The 23,541-nt window shown below is 73.3% G+C and carries 24 protein-coding genes and 1 riboswitch; of the genes, 12 read left to right on the top strand and 12 right to left on the bottom strand.

Annotated features, from left to right (window positions below):
- Positions 1 to 36 precede the first annotated feature (36 nt).
- From QF030_RS36375 to QF030_RS36355, 5 genes are all read left to right on the top strand, one after another.
- Positions 37 to 249, top strand: a complete 213-nt coding sequence (locus tag QF030_RS36375) for a hypothetical protein (RefSeq protein WP_307166815.1) — start codon at positions 37 to 39, stop codon at positions 247 to 249.
- Positions 194 to 1,033, top strand: a complete 840-nt coding sequence (locus QF030_RS36370; protein ID WP_307166814.1) for a class I SAM-dependent methyltransferase — start codon at positions 194 to 196, stop codon at positions 1,031 to 1,033. Before QF030_RS36375 ends, QF030_RS36370 begins: the two co-directional genes overlap by 56 nt.
- Before the next feature lie 91 nt (positions 1,034 to 1,124).
- The gene (locus QF030_RS36365; RefSeq protein ID WP_307166813.1) at positions 1,125 to 1,640 is read left to right on the top strand and encodes a GNAT family N-acetyltransferase; all 516 of its coding nucleotides are present in this window, start codon (positions 1,125 to 1,127) and stop codon (positions 1,638 to 1,640) included.
- A gap of 250 nt (positions 1,641 to 1,890) precedes the next feature.
- Positions 1,891 to 2,694 (top strand): polyphosphate kinase 2, encoded by an 804-nt coding sequence (gene ppk2 / locus QF030_RS36360; protein WP_307166812.1) that lies wholly within the window; start codon positions 1,891 to 1,893, stop codon positions 2,692 to 2,694.
- An 11-nt stretch (positions 2,695 to 2,705) separates the two neighbouring features.
- Positions 2,706 to 3,263: a chloramphenicol phosphotransferase CPT family protein gene (locus tag QF030_RS36355; RefSeq protein WP_307166811.1), complete on the top strand. Its 558-nt coding sequence runs from the start codon at positions 2,706 to 2,708 to the stop codon at positions 3,261 to 3,263.
- 137 nt (positions 3,264 to 3,400) lie between these two features.
- Here the strand turns inward: QF030_RS36355 and QF030_RS36350 are convergent, their stop codons facing one another.
- The 8 genes from QF030_RS36350 to QF030_RS36315 form a co-directional block, all read right to left on the bottom strand.
- Entirely contained in the window at positions 3,401 to 3,889 is a 489-nt protein-coding gene (locus QF030_RS36350) for an alpha/beta fold hydrolase (protein WP_373428939.1), read from the bottom strand.
- 166 nt (positions 3,890 to 4,055) lie between these two features.
- Positions 4,056 to 5,612, bottom strand: a complete 1,557-nt coding sequence (locus QF030_RS36345) for a protein kinase domain-containing protein (protein ID WP_307166810.1) — start codon at positions 5,610 to 5,612, stop codon at positions 4,056 to 4,058.
- Positions 5,613 to 6,096: 484 nt separating this feature from the next.
- Positions 6,097 to 6,609 (bottom strand): peptide-methionine (S)-S-oxide reductase MsrA, encoded by a 513-nt coding sequence (gene msrA, locus QF030_RS36340; protein ID WP_307166809.1) that lies wholly within the window; start codon positions 6,607 to 6,609, stop codon positions 6,097 to 6,099.
- 300 nt (positions 6,610 to 6,909) lie between these two features.
- Positions 6,910 to 7,650, bottom strand: a complete 741-nt coding sequence (locus tag QF030_RS36335; RefSeq protein ID WP_307166808.1) for a VOC family protein — start codon at positions 7,648 to 7,650, stop codon at positions 6,910 to 6,912.
- A gap of 9 nt (positions 7,651 to 7,659) precedes the next feature.
- Positions 7,660 to 8,748, bottom strand: coding sequence for an FAD-dependent oxidoreductase (locus tag QF030_RS36330; RefSeq protein ID WP_307166807.1), 1,089 nt, complete (start codon positions 8,746 to 8,748; stop codon positions 7,660 to 7,662).
- A 326-nt stretch (positions 8,749 to 9,074) separates the two neighbouring features.
- The gene (locus QF030_RS36325) at positions 9,075 to 9,836 is read right to left on the bottom strand and encodes a CbtA family protein (protein ID WP_307166806.1); all 762 of its coding nucleotides are present in this window, start codon (positions 9,834 to 9,836) and stop codon (positions 9,075 to 9,077) included.
- A gap of 24 nt (positions 9,837 to 9,860) precedes the next feature.
- Positions 9,861 to 10,082, bottom strand: coding sequence for a CbtB domain-containing protein (locus QF030_RS36320; protein WP_307166805.1), 222 nt, complete (start codon positions 10,080 to 10,082; stop codon positions 9,861 to 9,863).
- Between the two features lie 35 nt (positions 10,083 to 10,117).
- Positions 10,118 to 10,270, bottom strand: a riboswitch (cobalamin riboswitch).
- An 88-nt stretch (positions 10,271 to 10,358) separates the two neighbouring features.
- The gene (locus QF030_RS36315; protein ID WP_307166804.1) at positions 10,359 to 11,411 is read right to left on the bottom strand and encodes an enoyl-CoA hydratase/isomerase family protein; all 1,053 of its coding nucleotides are present in this window, start codon (positions 11,409 to 11,411) and stop codon (positions 10,359 to 10,361) included.
- Between the two features lie 878 nt (positions 11,412 to 12,289).
- On the opposite strand from QF030_RS36315, the gene QF030_RS36310 reads away from it, so the two are divergent.
- The 4 genes from QF030_RS36310 to QF030_RS36295 all read left to right on the top strand — a co-directional run bounded on the left by QF030_RS36310 (position 12,290) and on the right by QF030_RS36295 (position 17,349).
- Positions 12,290 to 13,450: a hypothetical protein gene (locus QF030_RS36310; protein WP_307166803.1), complete on the top strand. Its 1,161-nt coding sequence runs from the start codon at positions 12,290 to 12,292 to the stop codon at positions 13,448 to 13,450.
- Positions 13,451 to 13,570: 120 nt separating this feature from the next.
- Positions 13,571 to 14,131, top strand: a complete 561-nt coding sequence (locus QF030_RS36305; protein WP_307166802.1) for a (2Fe-2S)-binding protein — start codon at positions 13,571 to 13,573, stop codon at positions 14,129 to 14,131.
- Between the two features lie 51 nt (positions 14,132 to 14,182).
- Complete coding sequence (locus tag QF030_RS36300) at positions 14,183 to 15,238, top strand: FAD binding domain-containing protein (RefSeq protein ID WP_307166801.1); 1,056 nt, start codon at positions 14,183 to 14,185, stop codon at positions 15,236 to 15,238.
- Positions 15,235 to 17,349 carry a xanthine dehydrogenase family protein molybdopterin-binding subunit gene (locus tag QF030_RS36295; protein WP_307166800.1) on the top strand — a complete coding sequence of 705 codons (2,115 nt, stop codon included), beginning with the start codon at positions 15,235 to 15,237 and terminating at the stop codon, positions 17,347 to 17,349. The genes QF030_RS36300 and QF030_RS36295 overlap by 4 nt, the downstream gene beginning before the upstream one ends.
- A 17-nt stretch (positions 17,350 to 17,366) precedes the next feature.
- On the opposite strand, the gene QF030_RS36290 is transcribed toward QF030_RS36295, so the two are convergent.
- A complete protein-coding gene (locus QF030_RS36290; RefSeq protein WP_307166799.1) occupies positions 17,367 to 18,518 on the bottom strand; it encodes a hypothetical protein in 1,152 nt (383 codons plus the stop codon).
- A gap of 226 nt (positions 18,519 to 18,744) precedes the next feature.
- Between QF030_RS36290 and QF030_RS36285 the strand changes: the two genes are divergently transcribed.
- The 3 genes from QF030_RS36285 (at position 18,745) to tgmB (ending at position 20,450) form a co-directional block, all read left to right on the top strand.
- Positions 18,745 to 19,032 (top strand): DUF1232 domain-containing protein, encoded by a 288-nt coding sequence (locus QF030_RS36285; RefSeq protein WP_307166798.1) that lies wholly within the window; start codon positions 18,745 to 18,747, stop codon positions 19,030 to 19,032.
- 223 nt (positions 19,033 to 19,255) lie between these two features.
- Positions 19,256 to 19,447: a putative ATP-grasp-modified RiPP gene (gene tgmA, locus QF030_RS36280; protein ID WP_307166797.1), complete on the top strand. Its 192-nt coding sequence runs from the start codon at positions 19,256 to 19,258 to the stop codon at positions 19,445 to 19,447.
- Positions 19,448 to 19,463: 16 nt separating this feature from the next.
- Positions 19,464 to 20,450: an ATP-grasp ribosomal peptide maturase gene (gene tgmB, locus QF030_RS36275; protein WP_307166796.1), complete on the top strand. Its 987-nt coding sequence runs from the start codon at positions 19,464 to 19,466 to the stop codon at positions 20,448 to 20,450.
- 64 nt (positions 20,451 to 20,514) lie between these two features.
- Here the strand turns inward: tgmB and QF030_RS36270 are convergent, their stop codons facing one another.
- The 3 genes from QF030_RS36270 to QF030_RS36260 all read right to left on the bottom strand — a co-directional run bounded on the left by QF030_RS36270 (position 20,515) and on the right by QF030_RS36260 (position 23,521).
- On the bottom strand, positions 20,515 to 20,760 hold the full coding sequence (locus QF030_RS36270; protein ID WP_307166795.1) for a DUF5133 domain-containing protein: 246 nt from the start codon (positions 20,758 to 20,760) through the stop codon (positions 20,515 to 20,517).
- A 104-nt stretch (positions 20,761 to 20,864) separates the two neighbouring features.
- A complete protein-coding gene (locus tag QF030_RS36265) occupies positions 20,865 to 22,634 on the bottom strand; it encodes an ABC transporter ATP-binding protein (protein WP_307166794.1) in 1,770 nt (589 codons plus the stop codon).
- Positions 22,635 to 22,660: 26 nt separating this feature from the next.
- The gene (locus QF030_RS36260) at positions 22,661 to 23,521 is read right to left on the bottom strand and encodes an aldo/keto reductase (protein WP_307166793.1); all 861 of its coding nucleotides are present in this window, start codon (positions 23,519 to 23,521) and stop codon (positions 22,661 to 22,663) included.
- Between the last annotated feature and the right edge of the window lie 20 nt (positions 23,522 to 23,541).

Raw genomic sequence — 23,541 nt, 5'->3', positions numbered from 1 at the left:
CGGACAGGACGTCGGCACGCGCTCGCCGACCTCCGGATGGCCGACCGGCCCGCCGGGGTCGTCGGCACCCTCGGCGCCCTGCGCCGTGGCGGGACGGCCTCGTACGACGTCCGCGTCGGGGCGCCGCCCGGCGTCGGACCCGAGCCGTGCGCGCGGGCGGGAGCGACCCGGTGGCTGCCAGAATGGGACCCGGGTGTGCGGCTCGACACCGTGCGGGGCGTCCTCCGCGACGGCCCGGCGGCAGCATGAGGAGGCGGTCGCACTGTTCGACTACGACGCGGAGCTCGCTCGCCACCACGAACGTCTGTGGGAGGCCCTCGACGTCCGGCCCGGCGACCATGTCCTCGACATCGGCTGCGGCACCGGCCGGACCACCCGGGACGCGGCCCGAGCCGCGTCGCCGGGTACGGCGCTCGGCATCGACGTCTCGGGCCCGATGCTGGCGCGGGCCCGCCGAGAGGCCGAGGCGGAAGGACTCTCCAATGTCGCCTTCGTGCAGTCCGACGCCCAGACCCATGCGTTCCGGCCGGGGTGTTTCGGTTTGGGCGTCAGCCGGTTCGGCACGATGTTCTTCTCCGACCCGGTCCTCGCGTTCGCCAACATCGCCCGAGCCCTGCGTCCGGGCGCACGCTTCGTGCAGCTGGTCTGGCAGGCCGCCGACCGCCAGGAGTGGCACACCGCGATCCGGGCGGCGCTCTCACCCGGGCACGCGTCGGTGGCGTCGGTCCCAGCGGCCGACGACCCCTTCGCACTGGCCGATCCGCACGCCTTGGCCGGCATCCTGACCGCGGCCGGCTTCACGGCGGTGGACCTCGTCGACGTACGCGAACCCGTCTGCTACGGCGTGGACGCCGACCACGCACGTGCTGCCGTACTCCAGCTGCGGATGGCGAGGGATCGGCTCACCGGGCTGGACACCGTGTCCGCCGAGCGCGCACTCGATCGGCTTCGTGCCACTCTCGACGCGCACGACACCGGTGACGGCGTGTGGTTCGACTCCCGTGCCTGGCTGGTCGTCGCGCGCCGGCGCTGACCCGGTCCCGGCACCGGGCCCTCCCGCCGCCGACGACCCGCTCGACCCGCGCGTGACGGGAGACGGCTCCTCGATAAGTAATATTCTCCTGATGAAGTCAGGGATTACCACCCGGAGTGGGCGGATCACGATACGCCGAGCGGTCGCGCGGGACGCCAGACGGCTCACGCGGCTCGTGCGGGGCTCACGCGCCTACGAAGGGCAGTACGCGGCCATGGTCGCGGACTACCGGGTGGGCCCCGACTACATCGAGGCCCACCGCGTCTTCGTGGCCGTCGCCGCCGACGAGCACCCCGCTCCCGTCCTGGGGTTCTACTCGCTCGTCCTGACCCCGCCGGAGCTCGACCTGCTGTTCGTGGCCGACGGCGCGCAGGGGCGCGGCATCGGTCGGCTGCTCGTGGCACACATGAGGTCAGAGGCCCGCACCGCCGGGCTCGACCGCGTCCGGGTGGTGTCGCATCCCCCCGCCGAGGGCTTCTACCGCGGCGTGGGCGCCGTGCGCACCGGGACCGCGTCCGCGAACCCACCCGCCGTGATGTGGGACCGCCCCGAATTCGAGTTCCTCATCCCACCCGACACGGCGAGGACACCCGGCAACGAGGAGTGAGCCGGCGATGACGCCGCCGGACACGACAGCACGCCACGAGGTACGGCGAGCGGGGCCGGCCGCCCCCGGCTGACGGCCGGAGCCGAGATCGTCCCCGGACGGACGGCGGGGCGGGGGCGAGACCACCGACCCCCCTGCCGAGGCCCGGGCAGGCTGCCGGGAGTGCGGCGCGCCCGGGGAAGGCGGGCCGTCATGGCTCACGTACGGTGGAGATCCGATTCTGACCGGTCCGGCGAGGAAGCGAGACGACATGGCCCGCAAGGCGGAGAAGAAGTTGTCACGCACTCTCTACGAGGATGAACTGCTCCGTCTGCAGACGGAGTTGGTGAAACTGCAGGAGTGGGTTCGAGCCACCGGCACCCGGCTGGTGGTGGTTTTCGAGGGGCGGGACGCGGCAGGCAAGGGCGGGGCGATCAAGCGGGTCGCCGAGCACCTCAACCCCCGTGGCGCACGGATCGCGGCACTGCAGAAGCCGACCGAGCGCGAGCGCACCCAGTGGTACTTCCAGCGCTATGTGGAGCATCTGCCGGCCGCCGGGGAGATCGTGCTGTTCGACCGGTCCTGGTACAACCGGGCCGGCGTCGAGCACGTGATGGGCTTCTGCACGAAGGAGGAGCACCAGCTCTTCCTCCGCCAGTGCCCGATCTTCGAACGCATGCTGGTCGAGGACGGGGTCCTGCTGCGCAAGTACTGGTTCTCGGTGAGCGACACCGAACAGCAGGAGCGCTTCCGGCGCCGTCTGGAGGACCCGCTGCGACGCTGGAAGCTGTCGCCCATGGACCTGGAGTCGATCACCCACTGGGAGGCGTACTCCCGGGCCAAGGACGAGATGCTGGTCCACACCGACATCTCCGAGGCGCCCTGGTACGTCGTGGAGAGCGACGTCAAGCGCCGGGCCCGGCTGAACATGATCGCCCACCTGCTGTCGTCGGTGCCGTACCGCGAGGTGCCGCCGCCCGTGCTGGAACTTCCCGAGCGGCCACCTTCGACCGGTTACGAGCGTCCGCCGCGGGATCTCCAGACCTACGTTCCCGACCACGCGGCAAGCCTCTGAGGCGCGGCCGAGTGATCATCTTCTTGAACGGTACGTCCAGTTCGGGGAAGTCGAGCATCGCCGAGGCGCTCCTCACCACCCTGGACGACACGTACTTCCATATGCCGGTGGACGCTTTCCACGCCATGCGGTCACGGCGGGACATCGCACCGGACGCGCTGCCCGCCGTGCTCAGGCGCACCTGGATGGGCTTCCATCGTGCGGTCGCCGGCATGGCCGCGGGAGGCAACAACATCGTGGTGGACCACGTCCTGAGCGAACAGTGGCGCCTGCTGGACTGCCTCGCCCTCTTCGCCCCCGAAGACGTCCTGTCGGTCGGCGTCCGCTGCCCGTTGCCGGAACTGGAGCGGCGCGAGCGGGAGCGCGGGGACCGCCCACCGGGGCTGGCCGCACGGCAGATCACCCAGGTTCACGCCCATGCCCTCTACGACATCGAGTGCGACACGGACACCAGCAGCCCGGCCGAATGCGCTCGACAGATCGCGGACTTCCTGCCGCACCGGCCGACCCCCACCGCGTTCGAGAAGCTGCGGGCGAACCTTCTGGCCGATCGACCGCCGATCGGTTGACCCTCCGGGACCGGCGGGAGGGGAGGCGGGCGCCGATCGTCGCGGGACGGCGGCGCGGCCCTTCCCGGCGAGGACGCTGCCGGCACACATGCCCGGTGCGGCCGACTCCTGCTCGGTCCGGGACCCGCCGGCGCCTCTCAGCGGCGCCCGGTCTCCGCGGCGAAGCCGTCGAGCAGGGCGAAGGTACGCGCGGGCTGCTCGAGATGCGGCAAGTGGCCCGCTTCCGGCACGACTTCGAAGCGGGCGTTCGCGAACGACGCGGCGTACTCCTTGCCGTACGCGGGGGTCGCGATGCGGTCGCTCTCGCCCCACAGGACGAGGGTGGGCGCGGTGACGGCCGCGGGGCGGGGCGCAGGGCTGGTTCGCTCATGGCGGGGCCACCGGAGAAGACGCGCAGGGCTGCCATGTTGCCCTGGAGGACGGCGAGGCGCTCGGCCGGGACGGTCGCCGGGTCGACGTAGAAGCGGTCGGAGTCGTGGTGCGCGTACTCGGCGACGCCTCGCGCGTCGAGGGCGAAGGAGTCTCGGACGGGTTCGCCGTCGACCTCGACGCCTACCGCGTTCATCAGAACGAACCCGCTGATCAGACCCTCCGTATCGGCCGTGGCCAGTTCGGCGGCGATCCAGCCGCCGAGCGAGGAGCCGATGACCAGGACGTCGGACAGCCGACGGTCGCGGAGAAGCCGGAGGTAGGCGGCGGCGAGGGCTCGAGGGCCCGCCTGCGCGCGAGAGCGGTTCCTGAGACCGGCCGACCGCGGACAGGTGTGCGTCAGGACGTCGGCGCCGGGGCCGCTCAGCCCGCCGTTCCCGCCGCCCAGAGCACGGTGTCGCCCGACTTGATCACCACGTCTCCGTCGGCCTGGAAGACGAGGACCGTACCCTGCCGGCCGGTGGTCCTCGAGGCCCACACGGGCTGTCCGCCGCTGGTGTAGACGACCAGGTTGCCGTCCGCCTGGAAGCGGGCGGAGTTGCCCTCGCCGCTGGTCCTCGAAGCCCAGCGCGCCTTGCCGTCCTGGTCGTAGATCACAAGGTTGCCGTCCTGCTGCATGACCAGACTGCGGGCCCCGGCCGCCGTGGACTCTCCGGTGGCCAGCTCGAACGGGGCCTGTACGACCTTGAGGGCCGCGTCCTGCTCCTGGGGCTGCCGGCTCTCCTGCGACTCCTGGGGCGAGGCGGACGGCGTCTTCCCCGCGGTGGCCGGGGCGGCCGAACCGGACGGCCGTCCCTTCGCGGACGGGGAGGAGTCGGCCGAGGAACGCTGCGTACCGAAGTGGACGGCGGCCACCACGACCACCACGACCGCGGCCGCCGCGACGGCCGCGGTCAGGAGCCAGCGGGGCCGACGGCGCCGGCCGGGCTCCGCCGGGGCGGCGAGAACGGTGTCGGACCTCGTCGTCGGGGCAGGTGACCGGCCGGCGGGGGCCGCGGTGGAGTGCTGTGCGAGGTCGACCAGGGTGCGCGCCGAATGCTCGGCCTCGGTCAGTTCTCCGGCGAGAACCGTGGGGCACTCCTCGGGCCAACGCCCCGTCACGGCGCCCCTCTCCTCCAGCCATCCGCCCAGCCGGGCCGCCGTCGGACGCACGGCCGGATCCTTGGCCAGACACGCGGTGAGCAGCGGCACCAGTTCCGTGGGGACGCCCGCGAGGTCGGGTTCCTCGTGGACCACCCGGTACATCAGAGTGGCCGCGGGGATCCGTTCCCCCGCCCGGGAGAAGGGGCCGCGTCCGGTTGCCGCGTACACCAGCACGGCGGCCAGCGAGAACACGTCGGCGGGCTCGGCCACGACATCACCGACGGCCTGGTCCGGTGCGAGGAAGCCGGGGGAGCCCACGGAGACGCCGAGGCGGGTGTGACGGCTGTCGTCGGCGGCCCGGGCGACGCCGAAGTCGATCAGCCGGGGCCGGTCGCGTGCCAGCAGGACGTTGCCGGGCTTGACGTCCCGGTGCGCGAGACCGGCCTGGTGCACGGCGTTCAGGGCGCCGCACAGTTCGGCGGCGAGGGAGAGCAGCGCGGTCCGCGACAGCGGGCCGTGGGCCGCGACCCATTCGGCGAGCGAGGGCGCGGGCACGTACTCGGTGGCCAGCCACTGCGGGCGTTGGCCGGGGGCACTGTAGTCCACGACGGTCACGGTCCACGGCGAGCGGACGCGGTCGCTGTTGAGTATCTCGCGGGCGAACCGCTCCTCGAACCCCGGCTCGGAGCTGAGATCGTCGCGGATCGTCTTCAGCGCGAGCAGCCGGCCCGAGCCCGTACGGGACAGGAACACCTGCCCCATGCCGCCCGCACCGAGCCGGCCGAGCAACGGATAGCCGCCTATGGATGTCGGGTCCGAAGGCTGAAGGTTGTTCATGACGACTGTTCCCCGGGGAGTGGGCGTCAGCGCTCGCATCACGCGCTGGGCCTTGGCTTGTGTGCTGGTGAGCACCGTGGTTCGCGCCCGCAAGTATGCCGGACGGGCCGGCCCTGCGCGTCTCACCCCAACTCGACCACGTCGGGCAGCAGTTGTGCCGGGGGGATGCCCTGAACCGTCGGCCCCGCCGGTGAAAGCCCGTCACGCCCGGCAGAACGGTGGATATCCGCACGGCAACGGGAGAACGGCCGTCGGCCGCCGCCCCGTACCGCGCTTCCGATTCCCGATGACGTCGGTCCGGCAGGACGCCTGCGCGCCGCCCGCACCCCGCCCGGCGCCCGCCCTGGTGCCCCGGAGCTTCGTGTCCCCTGCCCTTTCGGACCCGGACTTCAGCCCTCGGGTCCCCGGACACGCCGACCGCGTCCTTCCGGCAGTCCGCGCGCCGAGGCCCCGGAGCGCCGCTCCGGGGCCTCGGCGGGGTGGTTCAGCCCTGGGCGCGGGCGGGGAGTCGCCAGCCCGGGCGCGGGAAGTGGCAGGTGTAGCCCTCCGGGTAACGCTCCAGGTAGTCCTGGTGCTCGGGCTCGGCCTCCCAGAAGGGGCCGACCGGCTCGACCTCGGTGACGGCCTTGCCCGGCCACAGCCCGGAGGCGTCCACGTCCGCGATGGTGTCCTCGGCGATGCGCTTCTGTTCGTCGTCCACGTAATAGATCGCCGAGCGGTAGCTGAGGCCGATGTCGTTGCCCTGGCGGTTCTTGGTGCTCGGGTCGTGGATCTGGAAGAAGAACTCCAGGATCGCGCGGAAGTCGGTCTTCTCGGGGTCGAAGAGGATCTCGATGGCCTCCGCGTGGGTGCCGTGGTTACGGTACGTCGCGTTCGGGACGTCACCGCCGGTGTATCCGACCCGCGTCGCCGTCACGCCCGGGAGCTTGCGGATCAAGTCCTGCATCCCCCAGAAGCATCCGCCCGCCAGCACGGCCCTCTGCGTCTGCGCTGCCATCTCAGCACCTTCCGTCTCTCTCGCCTCGGCCACGTGCGCTGCTCGCTCGCACACCGTCGACGTTCCAGCTTCTGTGGATACAACAGCACGTGAGAGGCCCGAACAATTCCGCGCCCGTCCAGCCGCCTCCGCCTCGGCGCCCGCCGGCGGACATCCGGCGCACATCGCCGGGACCCACGACCGGGCGGGCGCGGGCGGGCGCTGGTCTCCGCCCCCGCCCGCCCGGGGCGGCGCAGTACCGCGGCGGGTACGTCGCCCTCGTCGTGGGCCCCCTCCGCGGAGGGATCGAGCCGCTCCGGGTCAGGGCAGGGCGAGGACGCGGAACTCGTGGCCCTCGGGGTCGGTCAGGCACGTCCACGGGACATCGCCCTGGCCGAGGTCGAGGTCGGTGGCGCCGAGGGCCCGCAGCCGGGCCACGTCCGCCGCCCTGTCGTCACCGGGGTACGGCAGCAGGTCGAGATGGACGCGGTCCGGCACGGTCTTCACGTCGGGCGTGCGGAGGAACTCGAGATACGGGCCCCCGCCCTTGGCCGAGCGCAGCACGGCATGATCGTCGGTCGCCTCGTGCAGGGTCCAGTCCGTCGCCCCGCCCCAGAACCGGGCCATGGCCCGCGGATCCGCGCAGTCGACCACCACCGCGGCGATCGGCCCGGTGTCCCGGTAGACCTCCCGGGGCTCCAGCACGCAGAACTCGTTGCCCTCGGGGTCGGCGAGGACCGTCCACGGCACATCGCCCTGGCCCACGTCGGCGGGCGTCGCACCGAGGGCCCGCAGGCGCGCGACCAGTTCCGCCTGATGGGCCGCGGAGGTGGTGGCGAGGTCGAGATGCACCCGGTTCTTCGTCGTCGTCCTGGGTTCCGGGACGGGAACGACATCGACGCCGACGGCGACCGGATCCGGCCGGACGAGGCCGCCGGGGGGTCCGACGTAGGTGGTCACGCCCGGGCTGTACGCGGTCCAGCCGAGCGCCTCCGCCCAGAACCGGCCGACCGCCGAGGCGTCAAGAGCCTTGATGACCAGCTGAACGGGTCGCAGCGCCATGCCGCGATCCTATGCCGTGCGTCCCAGACGGAAGCGGGGATGCGGCTCGGCGCGACCGGTGGCCAGATCGGCGGCCATCGCGCCGATGAGCGGGGCGAACTTGGCGCCGTGCCCGGAGCACGGGGAGACGACGACGAGGGGGCCGTGGCGGTCGAGGACGAAGTCCTCGTCCGGGGTGGTGGTGTAGAGGCAGGTCGCCTCGGCGACCGGGTCCGGCTCGAGGCCCGGGAGGCGGTCGCGCACGAAGCCGCTCACCCGCGTCCGCGACGACGGGTCCACGACCCCGCTGCGGGTGCGGGCGGTGGCCGGGGTGCCGCGGTCGTGCTCGGCGACCTTGACCGCGGGGAGCGGGCCCCCGTCGCTTCCGGACGGCAGACCGTAGAGGTGCAGCGCCCCGTCCCAGACCAGGGTCGGCCACTGGACGGACGGGTCCCGCTGCCGGAAGTGGAAGACCTGCTGCTGGGTCACCCGCAGCGGTGGCAGGGCCACGGGCAGTCCGAGCTCGGGCAACCAGGCGCCGGCCGCGATCACCACTGTGTCGGCGACGATCTCACGGCCGTCGTCGGTGCTCAGGCGCGCCTTCCCGCTCCCCCGGACGTCGACGCCGGTGACCCGGGTGCCGAGGACCGCCTGCGCTCCGTGCTCGACCGCCCGCCGTACGCAGGCCCTGACGGTCTCGTCGGCGTCGACCACGCCCGCGTCCGGGTGGTGGAGCACCGGGCCCGTGACGCGGATGTACGGCCAGCGCTCGGCGGCGGCTTCCGGGCCGAGGAGTTCGTGCGGCACTCCGGCCGCGCCGAGGAGGTCGGCGATCAGCTTCGGGTCGTGCTCCTCGCCCATGTCGAGCCCGCCGGTCGTGCGCAGCAAGGGGGTCGAGCTGTCGTCCTCCAGTTCCCGCCACTGCTCGTACGCCTGCCCGGTCAGCCGTACGTAGAAGGGGTCGGCGTACGCCCGCCGGAAGATCCGCGAGCTGCCGTGCGAGCTGCCGTGCCGGTGACCGACGTCGTACGCCTCGACGAGCGTGACCTCGTGGCCCCTGCGGGCCAGTTGCCAGGCGGTGGCCGCTCCCATGAGTCCGGCGCCGACGACGACGATCACAGTCCCTCCCCGGGATCCGGCTGACGCCCGCGAGCGGAACGCGGGCCGTGTCAGCGGACTCGATCGTAACGGCGACCAGGTCCTCGCGGTCCAGGTGGAGGGGTCGGCCCGGGGCAGGTGTCGCCGCACGCCTCACGGCTCACGGCAAACCGCCGAGGGCGAGCGCGACGAGCCGGGCATCTGCCGTGCGGCGACGGCGGGTCGGATGTTCATGCCGCCGTCCTCGCGCGCCGCTCCCGCCGCTGATCCGGCGTCGGCTCGCGTACGGGGAGAGGGCCCCCGGACCATTCCGCGGGCCCTCCAGCCGGGTCGTCGTCCCGGTCACGTCACCGTGGGGCGGCCACCGGTGTGCCCGCGGTCACCGCGGCGGGCCCGGGGTGCAGCAGCCGTTCGGCCAGTTCGCCGAAGACGAGGCCGAAGCCCGCCCAGAGCGTGACCTGCAGGGCGAGCGCGGACAGCCGGAACCGCCACAGCAGGGCGGCCGGGAAGTCGCCCGGCACCTCGTTGACGGCGGGGAGGAACCCGTAGGCCAGTCCGATGACGAGCACGAAGCCGAGGACGGCTGCGACGGTCGCGTTCCAGGTGCCCAGCCTCGGCGCCAGCCGCTTGCCGAGGATCACCGCGGCGACCGCGAGCAGTACGCCGAGCACCATCATCAGGAAGTACAGGGTGGTGCGCTTGCCGATGGTGTCGGGATCGCCCACCGCGGGCGGGTTCGCCGGGTACTTCAGGAACGGCACGACGTACACGGCCAGCAGGGCGGCCCCCGACAGCAGCAGGGCCGTGGCCCGGGGGCCGAGGCGGCCCACGCGGCCGAGGGCGAAGCAGAAGGCGAGGGCGGCGATGCCGCCGAAGGCCACCCCGTAGATCAGCACGCCGGTGGCGAGACCGGCCGTGGACTGCAGGCTGCGGGAGACGAGTTCCACCTCGTGGTGCTCGTGGGCGGCTGCATGGGATTCCTCGAAGCCGATCGCGCTGTCGACGTTCGGCTCACCGAGGAAGTAGGCGACGATCAGGGCGAGCACGCCGGCGGCCAGGCCGGCGAGCATGCCCCGCACGAGCAGGTTTCGCACCGTTGCGGAGTTCATGGGTGTGCCGGGGTTCCCCTCGGGTCAGTGGCAGGGGAAGCCGAGCAGGTGGCGGGCGTCGTGCACCCACTCGTGAACGTCCTCGCCGGAGACGACGGCGGTGGCGCCTTGCTCCGCGCCGACGAAGTACAGCAGGACCAGCATCAGCACGCCGAAGAAGACTGCCCAGGGGGCGATGTCCTTCAGCGGCAACTTGGCAGGTACGACGGGCGTGCTGGTAGTCGGCTGGGCGACATGCTGCGCCATGGCGGAACCTCCTCTGGGAGTTCGCGTCCCATCTCGGTGGTGCACATGACGACGGCCACGGGTCTGACTCGCGATGCCCCCTTTCGGGGTGCACCGTCCACAGTGGCGCGACCGTGCCGGGTTCTCACCGGCTTCCGTCTCGCCGTCGTCGATATCAGAGCGACGGTACCGCGTGGCGGGTCCCTGGCCAATACCGCCCCAACCGGCGTGATCGCCCTCTCCGCGGCTCGGTGACCCGGATCACCGTGCCGGTCCCGCTCGACCCACGTCGTGGGATCAGGGGCCGGCGAGGCCGAGTTCACGCTCGCCGAGCGGGGCGAAGAAGCGCTCCACGTCGGCCGCCGTGACCTCGGCGAGGGTGGCCGGCGACCAACGGGGTTCGCGGTCCTTGTCGATGACCTGGGCGCGGATGCCCTCGACCAGGTCATGTGTGCTCAGGGCTGCGCAGGAGACGCGGTACTCCTGTTCCAGCACCCGTTCCAGCGAGCCGATCCGCCGGGCACGGCGCAGGGCGGCGAGCGTGACCTTGAGCGCCGTGGGCGACTTGGCCAGCAGGGTCTCCGCGGCCTCCTTGGCCGCCGGGCCGCCGTGGGCGAACAGCCGTCGGACGATCTCCTCGACGGTGTCGGCCGCGTAGCAGGCGTCGATCCACCCCCGGTGGCCGGACAACTCGCCCTGCGGCAAGGGCCGTACATGACGGTCCAGGGCTTCCCGTACGGGCCGGTCCGTGAGGTCGTCGACGAACCGCCGGAGCGAGACGGACGGCATGTAGTGGTCGGCGAGCCCGCACGACACGGCGTCCCCCGCCCCGATCTGCGCACCCGTCAGGGCGAGATGGGTGCCCAGTTCGCCCGGGGCACGGGCGAGCAGGTAGGTGCCGCCGACGTCCGGCACGAAGCCGATGCCCGTCTCGGGCATCGCGACCCTCGACCGCTCGGTGACGATCCGGACGCTGCCGTGCGCGGAGACGCCGACCCCGCCGCCCATCACGATGCCGTCCATCAGGGCGACGTAGGGCTTGGGAAAGCGGGCGATGCGGGCGTTGAGGTGGTACTCGTCGCGCCAGAAACGGGCCGAGGCGGCGCCGTCGGCGTCGCGGGCGTCGTCGTGGACGGCGCGGATGTCGCCGCCCGCACACAGACCGCGCTCCCCCGCTCCGGAGATGACGACGACCTCGACGGCCGGGTCGCGCTCCCAGACCCTCAGCGCGTCGTCCATGCGGCGCACCATCGCGTGGTTCAGGGCGTTGATGGCCCTCGGCCGGTCGAGCGTGATGTGGGCGGCCCTGCCGGTGGTGTGCAGCAGCACGGGTTCCCCGATGTCGTTCATACCGATGCCTCCGTCGGGCCGCGGGTCACGATGACGCGCATGATGTCGTTGCTTCCTTCCGGGATCCGGGCAGCCCCTTCGACCGCGTCGTCCCCGCCTACATTCTCGACAAGGCCCTGGACAGCGAGGACGGCGAGGTGCGCCGGGCCGCCCCGGACACCGTGCTGCTCACGCTCGCCCGCCGGGGGAGCGACGACCTGCCGGTCGGGAAGGACCTCCGGTTCCACCGCAACCGGTCCGGCTGCCGCGCGGCGGCCCGCTCGGCGTCCCCCGCGGGAGAAACGGGCCGGTCGCGCACGGGGGCGACGAGCCGCGCGATCACGATGGAGGGAAGCGGCGGCCACGCCACGATCGCCGGCAGCCGGACGCGCCATGCCCCCTGCGCTCGCCGCCTTGCCCGCCCGGCTCGCCCGCCTTGCCCGCCCGGCTCGCCCGGCTCGCCCGGCTCGGGAAACACTGCGCGGCGGTGACGCCGAGAGGCCGCGTCGCCGGCCGGCCGACGCGGACAGGGCTCGCCCCGACGCGGATGGTGGGCGAGCCCTGTCCACCGGCTCCGATTCTCGGGTCCCCGAGCCGGACGGCCCACGCGTGCGCAGGCACCGGCCGTGGTGAACGGCGCACACCCCGTACGAGTGGCGCACACCCCCGGCGCGCAGCGCCGGCCCCACGGGCCGGATCCGCACGCGTGACCCGTGCCGTGCCGGGGAAGGCACACCCCGGCGGGGCGCCCGCGGGTGCCCGCGCCACCGACCCGCTTGATCGCACACCCCCCGCGGCGAGTGATACTGGCCTTCGCCCGTCGTCGCCACGTCGTCACCGCCCTCACGAATGGACTCACACACATCTCCGCGACCGTTCCGCCCACGACGCCCTCCACGGTGTGGCAGACCCGTGGCCGCCACACCGGCCCCACCGCTCCGGACGTCCTGCGCAAACACCTCCAGGCACTCAGGGACGCCGAGACCGTCCAGGACTTCGCCGAGCTGCCCGACAGCGACACCCCCGAGGGCGAGACGGCCTTCGAGGCCCGCTGGCTCGTCGAGGGGGAGGTGACCGTCCGTGCCCGGCTGAGGCTCGCCGAGTGGTCGGGACAGGGCCAGGAGTGGACGCTGACGGCGGAGGCGGAGCGGCCGTGGGACCAGCGGTGGCCCTCGCCCGCCGGGATGTTCTGGTCCTGGGAGCCCGACGCCCTGTGGGGCAACGAGACGGTCACCGGTGAACGGTTCCTCGCCGCCAACCCGCTCCCCGGGGACGAGAAGGAACTGCGGCGCGCGCTCCGGGCCGCCCTGCGGGACACCTGGACCGTCCACCTCGTCGTGCACGAGGCCATGACGCCCGACGAGCGGGGCCGGCAGTCCCTGGTCCGGCTCCTGCCGCCCGGCCTGCACCACCGGGTCGTCGAGCACCGCGCGGCCCCGCACCAGCTGCGCACCGTGAACTGGGCCCTCAAGGAGTCCGGGGTGGAGGTGCCGCGCGGCGGGGCCCTGGTCCTTCCCGGCGCCCCCGCTCCGGCCGACTACGACGCCGCCGACTACGCGGTGCGCAGCGTGTTCCTCGACGGCACGCATCCCACCGAGCTGCTGGACGCGGTACGGCGCTTCGCGGCGCTGCCCCGGCCGCTGCCGGAGGGCGCCGACGCCGCGCTCACCGCGCTGCGGGAGGACTGGCGGCTGCTGACCCCGGAGGAGGAGCTCGCGCGGGAGCGCAAGCTCGTGGTGATGTACAAGGAGGCGCTGGAGGCGATGACGGAGTCCCGGGACCTGTACCGGGAGGCCGCCGAACAAGCCCACGAGGCGCTGGCCGCGTACCGGGAGGCGGCCGCCGAGGCCGGGGAACCGCGGCCGGCCCCGGCCAGGAAGAACGGCTCGCCGTTCCAGCAGCTGGGCAGGACCCTGGAGCGGTTCAGGGAGACGACCAAGGGCCTGCGCCCGGTGGCGTCGGCCGTTCCGCCGGCCCGCACCGGGACGGCGGGACAGGAGCGCACCACGGGTGCCCCGGGCGCCACCGGTGACGACGACCGCGAGGCGACCGACCGATAGCCCGGTGGGCGGCCGGCACGCGCCCCTGCGCGGATTGCCCCGTTCCGGTACGTGTCACGGGCCCCACTCTGGATACGCGGTCTGCACGGCACCACGGACCGCCCCGGAAGGGACCAGGACATGGGCAGTGAGCACGGCCGCCGGTCGTCGCCCCACCGATCGGACACGAAGCTGCGCGTCAACGGCAAGCCGCACACCCTGTCCGTCGACCACCGGCGTGTGCTGCTGGACGTGCTGCGCGAGGATCTCGACCTCACCGGAGCGAAGAAGGGCTGCGACCACGGCCAGTGCGGCGCGTGCACGGTCCTCGTCGACGGGCGGCGCGTCAACAGCTGTCTGCTGCTCGCCGTCGCCCTGGACGGCAGCGACGTCACGACCGTCGAGGGCCTGTCCGGCGACGGCGGGGATCCGCATCCGCTCCAGCGGGCCTTCCTGGAGCGCGACGCATTCCAGTGCGGGTACTGCACACCCGGCCAGATCTGCTCGGCGGTGGGCGCGCTCGCCGAGGCGGAGTCGGGCCATCCCTCGCACGTCACCGATCCCGCGGCGCCCTCCGGACGGCCCGTCGCGCTGGACCGGGACGAGATCCGCGAGCGGCTCAGCGGCAATCTCTGCCGCTGCGGCGCCTATCCGCGCATCGTCGACGCGGTCACGGACGTGACCGGGGCGGCCGGCACGTGACGGGGCCGGCGGCCCGAGCGCACGACCGGGGCAACCAGAGGACGTGATCCGGTGGAAACCTTCGCCTACGTACGGGCCGGCAGCCTCGCGGAGGCAGCCGAAGCCTTCGCCGCACACCCGGGGGCACGCTATCTGGGCGGCGGCACCAACCTCGTCGACCTGATGAAGCTCGGCGTGGAGAGGCCGACCGCCCTCGTCGACGTCACCCGGCTCCCGCTGGACGAGGTGACGGAGCTGCCGGACGGGTCGCTGCGCGTCGGCGCCCTGGTGCGCAACAGCGACCTCGCGGCCCACCCCCGCGTGCGTGACCGCTACCCGGTCCTCTCCCAGGCGGTGCTCGCGGGCGCCTCGGGGCAGCTGCGCAACGCCGCCACGACCGGCGGGAACCTGCTCCAGCGCACCCGATGCCCCTACTTCCAGGACGTCTCCAAGCCGTGCAACAAGCGGGAGCCGGGCAGCGGCTGCGCCGCCCGGGAGGGCGTGCACCGCGACCACGCGGTACTCGGGCACTCCGAACACTGCATCGCCACCCATCCGTCGGACATGGCCGTCGCGCTGGCCGCGCTGGACGCCGAGGTCGAGCTGTACGGCACGGCGGGTGTGCGCCGGGTGGCGGCGGCCGCGTTCCACCGGCTGCCCGGGACGGAACCGGAGCGGGACACCGTGATCGAACCGGGCGAACTCGTCACGGCCGTCCTGCTGCCCGCCGCCACGGCCGGGCTGCCGTCCGCGTACCGCAAGGCGCGCGACCGGGCCTCGTACGCCTTCGCGCTGGCCTCCGTCGCGGTGGTCCTGGAGGTCGCCGACGGCGTCGTCGCGCAGGTGGGGATCGCCTTCGGGGCGCTGGCCCACCGCCCGTGGCGGGCCAGGCGGGCCGAGGAGGCCCTGCTGGGCGCTGCCCCCACCCGGGCGGCCTTCGAGCGCGCCGCCGAGCTGGAACTGTCCGAGGCCCGGCCGCTGCGCGACAACGCGTACAAGGTGCCGCTGGCCCGCAACCTCGCCGTGGACGTCCTGACGCGACTCGTACCGCACGAGCCCGGATCGCACAGGCCCGTACCGCACGAGCCCGGACGGGGCGGGCCCGGACCGCACGAGGAGGACTCATGACCGCCGTGGGCGCCCCCGCCGAGCGCAGGGAGGGCCGGGAGAAGGTCACCGGAACCGCCCGCTACGCCGCCGAACAGCCCCTTCCCGGGCGGCTGTTCGCCCGTCCCGTCCCGGCGGCGATCGCGCGGGGCCGGGTGACGGACGTCGACGACACGGCGGCACTGGCGCTGCCCGGTGTGGTCACCGTGCTCACCCATCGCAACGCGCCCCGCCTGGCCCCGGCGGACGACGCCACCCTCGCCGTGCTCCAGGACGCCGACGTGCCGAACCGGGGGTGGTTCGTCGCCCTGGTGGTGGCCGACAGCCCGGAGGCGGCCCGGGCCGGCGCCGCCGCCGTACGGGTCTCCTTCGCCGAGGAACCGCACGACGTCACGCTCACCGCCACCCATCCGCAGGCGTACGTCCCCGAGAAGGTCAACGGGATGTTTCCCGGCGTACGCGAACTGGGCGACCCCGACGGCGCGTTCGCCGACGCGGACGTGCGGGTCGACGTCGGCTACCGGGTGCCGCCCCTGCACAACCACCCCATGGAGCCGCACGCCAGCACCGCGCACTGGGACGGCGAACGGCTGACCGTGCACACCTCGAGCCAGGGCACCACTACCGTGCGCGGCGTGCTCGGCAAGATGTTCGGACTGGCGAACGAGCGGATCACGGTCGTCGCCGAGCATGTCGGCGGCGGCTTCGGATCCAAGGGCACGCCCCGGCCGGACGTGGTGCTCGCCACGATGGCCACCTGGCACACCGGCCGTCCGGTGACCGTGGTCCTGCCCCGCCGCATACTGCCCACGTCCGTAGGCCACCGGGCGTCCACACTGCACCGGCTGCGCCTGGGCGCGGACTCCGACGGCCGGCTGACGTCGCTCGTGCACGAGGTGACCACGTACACGTCCCGCGTCAAGGAGTTCGTCGAGTACGCGGGCATCCCGGCCCGCATCATGTACGCCGCCCCGACCCTGCGCAGCCGGCACCACGTGGTCCGGCTGGACGTGCCGACGCCGTCCTGGATGCGGGCGCCCGGTGAGGCGCCGGGCATGTACGCCCTGGAGTCCGCGATGGACGAGCTGGCCGAGGCGCTCGGGAGGGACCCGGTCGAGGTGCGGATCCTCAACGAACCGGAGACCGAGCCGGACAGCGGCAAGCCGTTCAGCAGCCGGCACCTCGTCGAGTGTCTGCGGGAGGGCGCCCGCCGGTTCGGGTGGTCCGAGCGGGATCCCCGCCCCCGGGCGCGCGCCGCCGGGCCGCTGCTGCTCGGGACGGGCGTGGCCGCCGCCACCTACCCGGTGCAGGCGTATCCGTCGCGGGCTGCGGCGCGTGCCCTGCCGGACGGGTCCTTCCTCGTCGAGGTGAACGCCGCGGACATCGGCACCGGAGCCCGTACTGTCCTCGCGCAGATCGCCGCGGACGCCCTGGAGGCGCCCCTGGAGCGGGTGCGGATCCGGGTGGGCAGCAGTGATCTGCCGGCGGCCCCGCTGGCGGGCGGCTCCTCCGGCACCGCCTCCTGGGGCTGGGCGGTGCACGAGGCCTGCACCCGCCTCGCCGCTCAGCTGGCGGGACATCAGGGTCCCCTGCCCGACGAGGGGTTGGCGGCGCGCGCCGACACCAAGGGGAAGGCCGACGCCGAAAGCCCCTTCGCCCGGCACGCGTTCGGGGCGCACTTCGCGGAGGTCTCCGTGGACACGGTGACCGGAGAGGTGCGGGTGCGCCGGCTGCTCGGGGTGTACGCGGCGGGGCACATCCTCAACTCCCGTACCGCGCGCTCCCAGTTCGTCGGCGGGATGACGATGGGTCTGGGCATGGCGCTGACCGAGGGCAGCACCCTGGACCCGGCCTTCGGCGACTTCGCCGAGTCGGATCTCGCCGCCTACCACGTGCCCGCGCACGCCGACGTTCCGGACATCGAGGCGCACTGGATCGACGAGGACGATCCGCATCTCAACCCCCTGGGCGGCAAGGGGATCGGCGAGATCGGAATCGTGGGCACGGCGGCCGCCCTCGGCAACGCCGTGCACCACGCCACGGGCGTCCGCTTCCGCGAACTGCCGCTCACCCCCGACCGGGTGCTGACGGGCCTGCTGGAGGCCCCTCAGCACCCGGCGCCGGCCGGCTGACCGGCGCTGAGCGGAGGTCAGCCCGGGATGCTCGGCGCCACGCGCGTTCGCCGCCCGTCCCGAAGGCTCACGAGGAGCGCGAGGAGCGCCGTCAGCGCGGCGGCCGCGGCCGTCGGAGCGGCGAGCCAGGGCGGCGCGAGGGTGGCCTCCGTGAACCCGGTCAGCTGCGTCGCCTGGGCGCGCCGGGCGAGCAGTTGGGCACCGGTCAGCGCTGTCGGCACCAGGACGGCCGCTCCGAGCAGCGTCGGCGTGGGCCCGCGGACCAGCAGCAGGGCCAGCAGGAGCGGGATCCCGGCCGAGGCGAGGGTGGCCCCCAGGATGCCCGGCGGGGCACCGTCATGGTGCACGGGGAGGTACGCGGCGCCGCACAGGACCAGTGCCAGGGCGGCTGCCCACGCCGGCCACGGTACGAACGCACCCGGCCGGCCCGCCGGCGTCCGCGGCGCCTGTGCCGGCCCCGGGGCCGGGGCCTGTGCCGGGTCCTGTGCGGGGGGCGGCTGCGCGGGCCGGAGTCCGGCGCCGGCCGGGTCGGTGAGGGAGGGCACGGGTGGCCCCTCCCCCTGCGGGGCGGTCGACGGCGGTGCCATGAGCCCCGCCCGCTCGCGCGCGAGCCGTTCGACGAGTTCGACGACCTCCTCGACGGGCCGGTGGGTGGCCGCGGTCCGGACGGCCTCCTCGCCGCAGTGCGGCTCGAGGGGCGCGCGGTGGAGCAGCTCCAGGAGCCGGGTGACCTCCTCCACGGAGCGGCTCTCGGCCGCGGCACGGATCATGTGGCCGGCGTGCTCCGCGTGGTACGGCGGCCGGGACAGCACCGCCACCAGCCGGGGCACGTCCTCGAGGGGCCGGTCGGTGCCGACCACCCGCAGTACGCCGAACGCCGCGTCCGCGCCCCCCTCGCACTGTTCGGGCAGGGCGATGAGCCGGGCGACGTCCTCCAGCGGCCGGTCGGCCGCCGCGGCGTGGAGGAGGCCGTCGACGGGGTCGGGACGGGCGGCCACGGGGGCGGGCTCGTAGCCGGCCCGGGAACCGGCCTCGCTCGGTGGGCCGGCGTCCGGCCCGTACCCGGGGGGCGTCGCCGGGACCGGGGGCAGTTCCGTGGTGGCTGCGGAAGCGGCGGGGAGGGGTGGGTCGGAACGGTCCGTGAGGGACCGTGTGGAGCGGGTGATCATGCTGAGCTCTCTCTGGAGGGTGCGGTCGCCCCTGCATCCCCGAGATGCGACACGCGACGTGACCCTGCCCATTACAGGGGCGCCCCGGCGCACTCCGCCACTCGGACGCGGCAGTCGTGTGAGCCGCGTCCGATGCGGTAATCCCGCCGGAAAGGGGCATCCGGAAACCGAAAGCGGGGAAACCGAGTAGGAGCAGACGCTGCGCGACGGACCATTGGGAGGGCCCGTGGATGCGCCAACCACGCTCGTCGTCGTCGCGGTGCTGGCGGCCGCGGCCCTGTTCGCCGTGGCCGCCGTCGTGTTCGTGCGTCTGGTCCGCGCCCGCCGGGGCCTGCGACGAGCGGGGCTTCCGACCGGGCCGCGCTGGGTGTTCTGGGGTGCGGTCCTGTACTTCGTGCTGCCCACCGACGTACTGCCGGACCCCGTCTACCTCGACGACATCGGTGTCCTTCTGCTGGCCCTGCGTTCCCTGCGCCACACCCCCGCCGACGCCGCCGAACGCCTCTCCGACTGACCGTCCCAGAAGACGTTTTCGCCCCCGCTCGGCCCGATCTCCCCTGCTCCGCGCCCTGTTCGGTGCCCAACCCCGCGACGATCACGGAGAGTAAGGAAACCAACCACCCGTTCGATTCGTATAAGTGACTGAAGGACGCACCTATCCAGCACCAAGCAGCGGGCCCGAGTGACGTCGCACAGCGGCACCGCTTGATCGAGGCAGTACCGACGAGGGAGAGACGATGCAACCGTTCACGCTCAACTACGCACGCCCAGCGGCCGAGTTGGAGTTCAGCACTCCGTACGCCTATGACCCCGGAATGCAGTTGAACGTACTCCTCGACGGCCGGATCGCCGCTCGTGACCACGCCCTCCTGAGAGAGCTCGGGACGACGACCTCGACGGCGGGCTCCAAGACCCACTTCGACGACTGAACACGGGCCGACGAAAATGACCGTGCTCATCCTTACCTGTGAAGAGGACGTCACGGCGGACATGGTGGTCGTGCACCTGAACGCCGCGGGCGTCCCCGTCGTCCGGCTTGACCCGGCCGACCTGACCCACTCCGTCGCGCTCTCCGGCGAGTTCGTGCACGGCGCCTTCCGGGGGCACCTGTCGTCCGCCGGACGGCTGGTGAGCCTCGACGGGCTGCGATCGGTGTGGGTCCGGCGGCCCGGCGCGGCCGCGGCCCGCGCGGCACAGCCGTCCGCGTGGCTCACGGAAGAGGCCTCACAGGCGCTGTACGGGATGCTCCGCGGTACCGGGGCACGCTGGATGAACCACCCGGACGCGGCCCGGCGCGCCCGGCACAAGCCCTGGCAGCTACGGCTCGCGCAGCTCAGCGGGCTGCCCGTGCCGGCCACGATCGTCACCACGTTCCCGCAGGCGGCCCGCGAGTTCGCGGACCGCTACCCGGACCTGGTCGTCAAGCCGGTGTCCGGGGCACATCCGCAGGATCCGCCCCGCGCGGTACCCACCACCCGGGTCCCGCCGGGCGCGGACTTCGCCGCCGTCGCCTACGGTCCGACGCTGCTCCAGCGCCGGGTGGCCAAGCGGGCCGACATCCGGCTGACCGCGGTCGGCGACCGCATTCTGGCCGCTCGCAAGGAGACGGCTTCCGGCGGCGACCCCGACGTGGTCGACGTGCGCTGGTCTCCCTCCACCGCACCGTGGCGTCCCGCCGACGTCCCGCCGCGCCTCGCCGAGGCCGTGCTCCGGTATCTGCGCGAGGCGGAACTGGCGTACGGGGCCTTCGACTTCGCGGAGGACGCCGACGGGACGTGGTGGTTCCTGGAGTGCAACCAGTCCGGTCAGTTCGGCTTCGTGGAGGTGGACACCGGGCAGCCGATCGCCCGTACCATCGCGCAATGGCTGGCCGGGGCGTCCCCGGAGCACGACACCCGGCAGGCCGACCCGTGCGGCTCCACCGCCTCGTGAGACGTCCGGGCGCGGCGGGCGCCGCTGGGCGCACCGCCGCCCCGGGGCCGAATCGGGACCGTCCTCAGACGGCCAGGGACAGTCCGCTCTCCGGGTCCCGCGCCGGCACGGCCGCCGCGGACTCGAGGAGGGCGTCCGCCGCGGCGACCGCCTCACGGACGTCGGGCGTGCCCATCAGCACGCACAGGGTGTACGTCACGTCCTTCAGTTCACGAGCCGTCTCCGGCCTGTCCCACTCCGCCTGAGCGATCCTCAGCGTCGCGTACCGGGTCAGCAATGTCCTGGCGACCTTCGGGTCCGGCACGATCACGAGCGCCCCTCTCTCTGTTTGCGCTGCGTGTGCCCGGACGCGGGCGAATCATGCACGGCGGGCGGGAATGTCACCCGCCGGGGTCAGGATCCGGCCACCTGCGCTCACGCGACCTGTCCGCTGTGCAGATCCGTGTACGCGCCGCCCCGCCGCAGGAGCTCGTCGTGCGTACCGGTCTCCAGGATCCGCCCCTCCCCCATCACCACGATCCGGTCCGCGCCGCGCACGGTGGACAGCCGGTGCGCCACCACGAAGGTGGTGCGGCCGCGCAGCAGCCGGGCGAGGGCCTGCTGGACGAGCGCCTCGGAGCGGGTGTCGAGCGCGGACGTCGCCTCGTCCAGGACCAGCACCTTCGGGTCCCGGATCAGGGCGCGGGCGATGGCCAGACGCTGCTTCTGCCCGCCCGACAGCCGCGCCCCGCGCTCACCGACGAGGGTGTGCAGCCCCTCGGGGAGCCGGTCGACGAACTCCAGCGCGTTGGCGTCGCGCAGGGCCGCGCGGACCGTCTCCTCGTCGGCCTCGTCCTCCATGCCGTAGGCGACGTTCTCGCGGATCGTGCCGTCGAAGAGGATCGACTCCTGCGGGACCACCGACACGAACCTCCGGTAGGTGCGCAGGTCGAGGGTGTTCATGTCGGTCCCGTCGAGCAGCACCCGGCCCGAGGTCGGCCGGATGAAGCCGATGACGAGACCGAGCACCGTGGACTTGCCCGCGCCGGACGCCCCCACGAGGGCGACCGTCTCCCCCGGAGTGACCGACAGGGTGAAGTCGCGCACCGCCGGGCTGCCGCTGTCGTAGGCGTAGCCGACGTCCTCGAAGGTCACGGAGCCGTGCAGGGCGGTGAGTTCGGACTTGCCCTCGTTGTCCTCCAGTTCGGGCGCCTGGAGTACCTCGCCGACCGAACGCACCGACTCCAGGCCCTTGGTGATGACCGGGGCCAGCCCGGTCAGGGTGGTGGTGGAGTTGGTGAGGGTGGTCAGGAAGGCGCTCAGCATGACGACGTCACCGGCGGTGACGCCCCAGACGCCGTAGTACGAGACGAGCGCGGCGCCGGTGAGGACGAGCACGCCGATCACGTTGAGCAGCACCCAGGCCAGCGAGCCGAAGCGGCCGTTGAGCAGGTCGAGGCGCATACCGGAGGTGAGCAGACGGCTCAGGGTGCCGTCCATGCGGCGCAGTGCCTTGCGTTCGAGCCCGTGGGCGCGGGTGACGGGGATCAGCCGGGTCATCTCGGTGACGCGTGAGGAGAGGGTCTCCACCTCGTGCCGGAAGTCCTCGTTGTGGGTGCGCAGCCGGGCCCTGAGGCGGTCCACGAGGACGGCGGCCACGGGCACCACGACCAGGAAGACGGGCACGAACTCGGGTGTGCGCACGGCGATGATGACAAGGCCGCCGGTGAGCACGGTCAGCGCGCCGAGCCCCTGCTCGGCGGTCTGCTGCACCATCTGCTCCACGGTCTCCACGTCCCGCACCACCTTGGCCTGGAGCACGCCGGCGCTGACCCGGGAGTGGTAGCCGATGGAGAGCTGCTGCATACGGGTGCACAGCGCGGACCGCAGGGTGGTGCCCATCCGGCGGACGCTGCCGTAGAGCAGCCGCACGTACAGCAGGTGCAGGGGGTAGTTGACCAGCAGGATGAAGAGGATGACGCCGGTGCTCGTCCAGAGTCTGCCGATCGGCTGGTGCTGGACGACGGTGTCGATGATGGACGCGGTGATCAGCGGCAGCAGCCAGATCGGGCTGTGCTTGACGGTGAACACACCGGCCGCGGCCGCGAGACTGCGCCGGTCGGCGCGCAGCAGGTAGGCGAGGGTGCGGATCGGATGCTCGCCCCGGTAACGGTGGTCGAGCGGTCTTTCGTACGGCGACGCCATGGACGGCGGTCCTCCTGGTGGTCGTGTCAGACGGCGGCGTCCAGCTCGGCCAGTTCGCCTGCGGTCAGGACGAGGTCCGTCGCCGCGAGGGAGTCCAGGATCGTCTCCGGCCGGCTCGCGCCGGGGATGGGGACCACGACCGGTGACCTGGCGAGCATCCAGGCCAGGCACACCCGTTGCGGGCTGACCCCGTGGGCCTCGGCGACATGGGCGAACGGCGCGTAGGAGGAGCCCAGTTCGCGCGCGCGGGAGATGCCGCCGAGCGGGCTCCACGGCAGGAAGGCGATGCCGAGCTCCTCGCACAGCCGCAGTTCGGGCTCGCTGGAGCGGAAGGCCGGGGAGAACTGGTTCTGTACGGCGGCCAGGCGCCCGCCGAGGATGTCGTTCGCCAGCGCGATCTGCCGGGGGTTCGCGTTGGAGATGCCGGCGGCGCGGATCTTCCCCTCGTCCAGGAGCTCCCGCACGGCGCCGACGGACTCCTCGTAGGGGATCCGCGGGTCGGGGCGGTGGAACTGGTACAGGCCGATGGCCTCCACGCCGAGCCGCCGCAGTGACGCCTCGCAGGCCGTCCTGAGGTGTGCGGGGCTGCCGTCGAGGGTCCAGCTGCCGTCACCGGGACGCAGATGGCCGCCCTTGGTGGCGACCAGGACGTCCCGGCCCCGGTCGTGGCCGGCGAGGGCCTTGGCGATCAGGATCTCGTTGTGGCCGACCTCGTCGGCGTGCAGGTGGTAGGCGTCCGCGGTGTCGATCAGGGTGACGCCCGCGTCCAGTGCGGCGTGGATCGTGGCGAGGGACCGGGCCTCGTCCGGTCGTCCTTCGATCGACATGGGCATGGCGCCGAGGCCGATCGCGCTGACGTCCAGGTCACCGATGCGGCGGGTCTGCATGGGCTCGGACCTCTTTCGGA

This window comes from Streptomyces rishiriensis (genome assembly GCF_030815485.1).
In the GTDB taxonomy this organism is placed as follows: domain Bacteria; phylum Actinomycetota; class Actinomycetes; order Streptomycetales; family Streptomycetaceae; genus Streptomyces; species Streptomyces rishiriensis_A.
Note: the sequence above shows the minus strand (reverse complement) of the source record. Positions and strands in the feature narration are given on the sequence as shown.

Coding starts and splice junctions, on each gene's coding strand:
- QF030_RS36295 (WP_307166800.1), top strand. CDS start 15,235: ATGACCGCCGTGGGCGCCCCCGCCGAGCGCAGGGAGGGCCGGGAGAAG.
- QF030_RS36345 (WP_307166810.1), bottom strand. CDS start 5,612: ATGAACAACCTTCAGCCTTCGGACCCGACATCCATAGGCGGCTATCCG.
- QF030_RS36315 (WP_307166804.1), bottom strand. CDS start 11,411: ATGAACGACATCGGGGAACCCGTGCTGCTGCACACCACCGGCAGGGCC.
- QF030_RS36290 (WP_307166799.1), bottom strand. CDS start 18,518: ATGATCACCCGCTCCACACGGTCCCTCACGGACCGTTCCGACCCACCC.
- QF030_RS36305 (WP_307166802.1), top strand. CDS start 13,571: ATGGGCAGTGAGCACGGCCGCCGGTCGTCGCCCCACCGATCGGACACG.
- tgmB (WP_307166796.1), top strand. CDS start 19,464: ATGACCGTGCTCATCCTTACCTGTGAAGAGGACGTCACGGCGGACATG.
- QF030_RS36265 (WP_307166794.1), bottom strand. CDS start 22,634: ATGGCGTCGCCGTACGAAAGACCGCTCGACCACCGTTACCGGGGCGAG.
- QF030_RS36325 (WP_307166806.1), bottom strand. CDS start 9,836: ATGAACTCCGCAACGGTGCGAAACCTGCTCGTGCGGGGCATGCTCGCC.
- QF030_RS36260 (WP_307166793.1), bottom strand. CDS start 23,521: ATGCAGACCCGCCGCATCGGTGACCTGGACGTCAGCGCGATCGGCCTC.
- ppk2 (WP_307166812.1), top strand. CDS start 1,891: ATGGCCCGCAAGGCGGAGAAGAAGTTGTCACGCACTCTCTACGAGGAT.
- msrA (WP_307166809.1), bottom strand. CDS start 6,609: ATGGCAGCGCAGACGCAGAGGGCCGTGCTGGCGGGCGGATGCTTCTGG.
- QF030_RS36335 (WP_307166808.1), bottom strand. CDS start 7,650: ATGGCGCTGCGACCCGTTCAGCTGGTCATCAAGGCTCTTGACGCCTCG.
- QF030_RS36375 (WP_307166815.1), top strand. CDS start 37: ATGGCCGACCGGCCCGCCGGGGTCGTCGGCACCCTCGGCGCCCTGCGC.
- tgmA (WP_307166797.1), top strand. CDS start 19,256: ATGCAACCGTTCACGCTCAACTACGCACGCCCAGCGGCCGAGTTGGAG.
- QF030_RS36365 (WP_307166813.1), top strand. CDS start 1,125: ATGAAGTCAGGGATTACCACCCGGAGTGGGCGGATCACGATACGCCGA.
- QF030_RS36320 (WP_307166805.1), bottom strand. CDS start 10,082: ATGGCGCAGCATGTCGCCCAGCCGACTACCAGCACGCCCGTCGTACCT.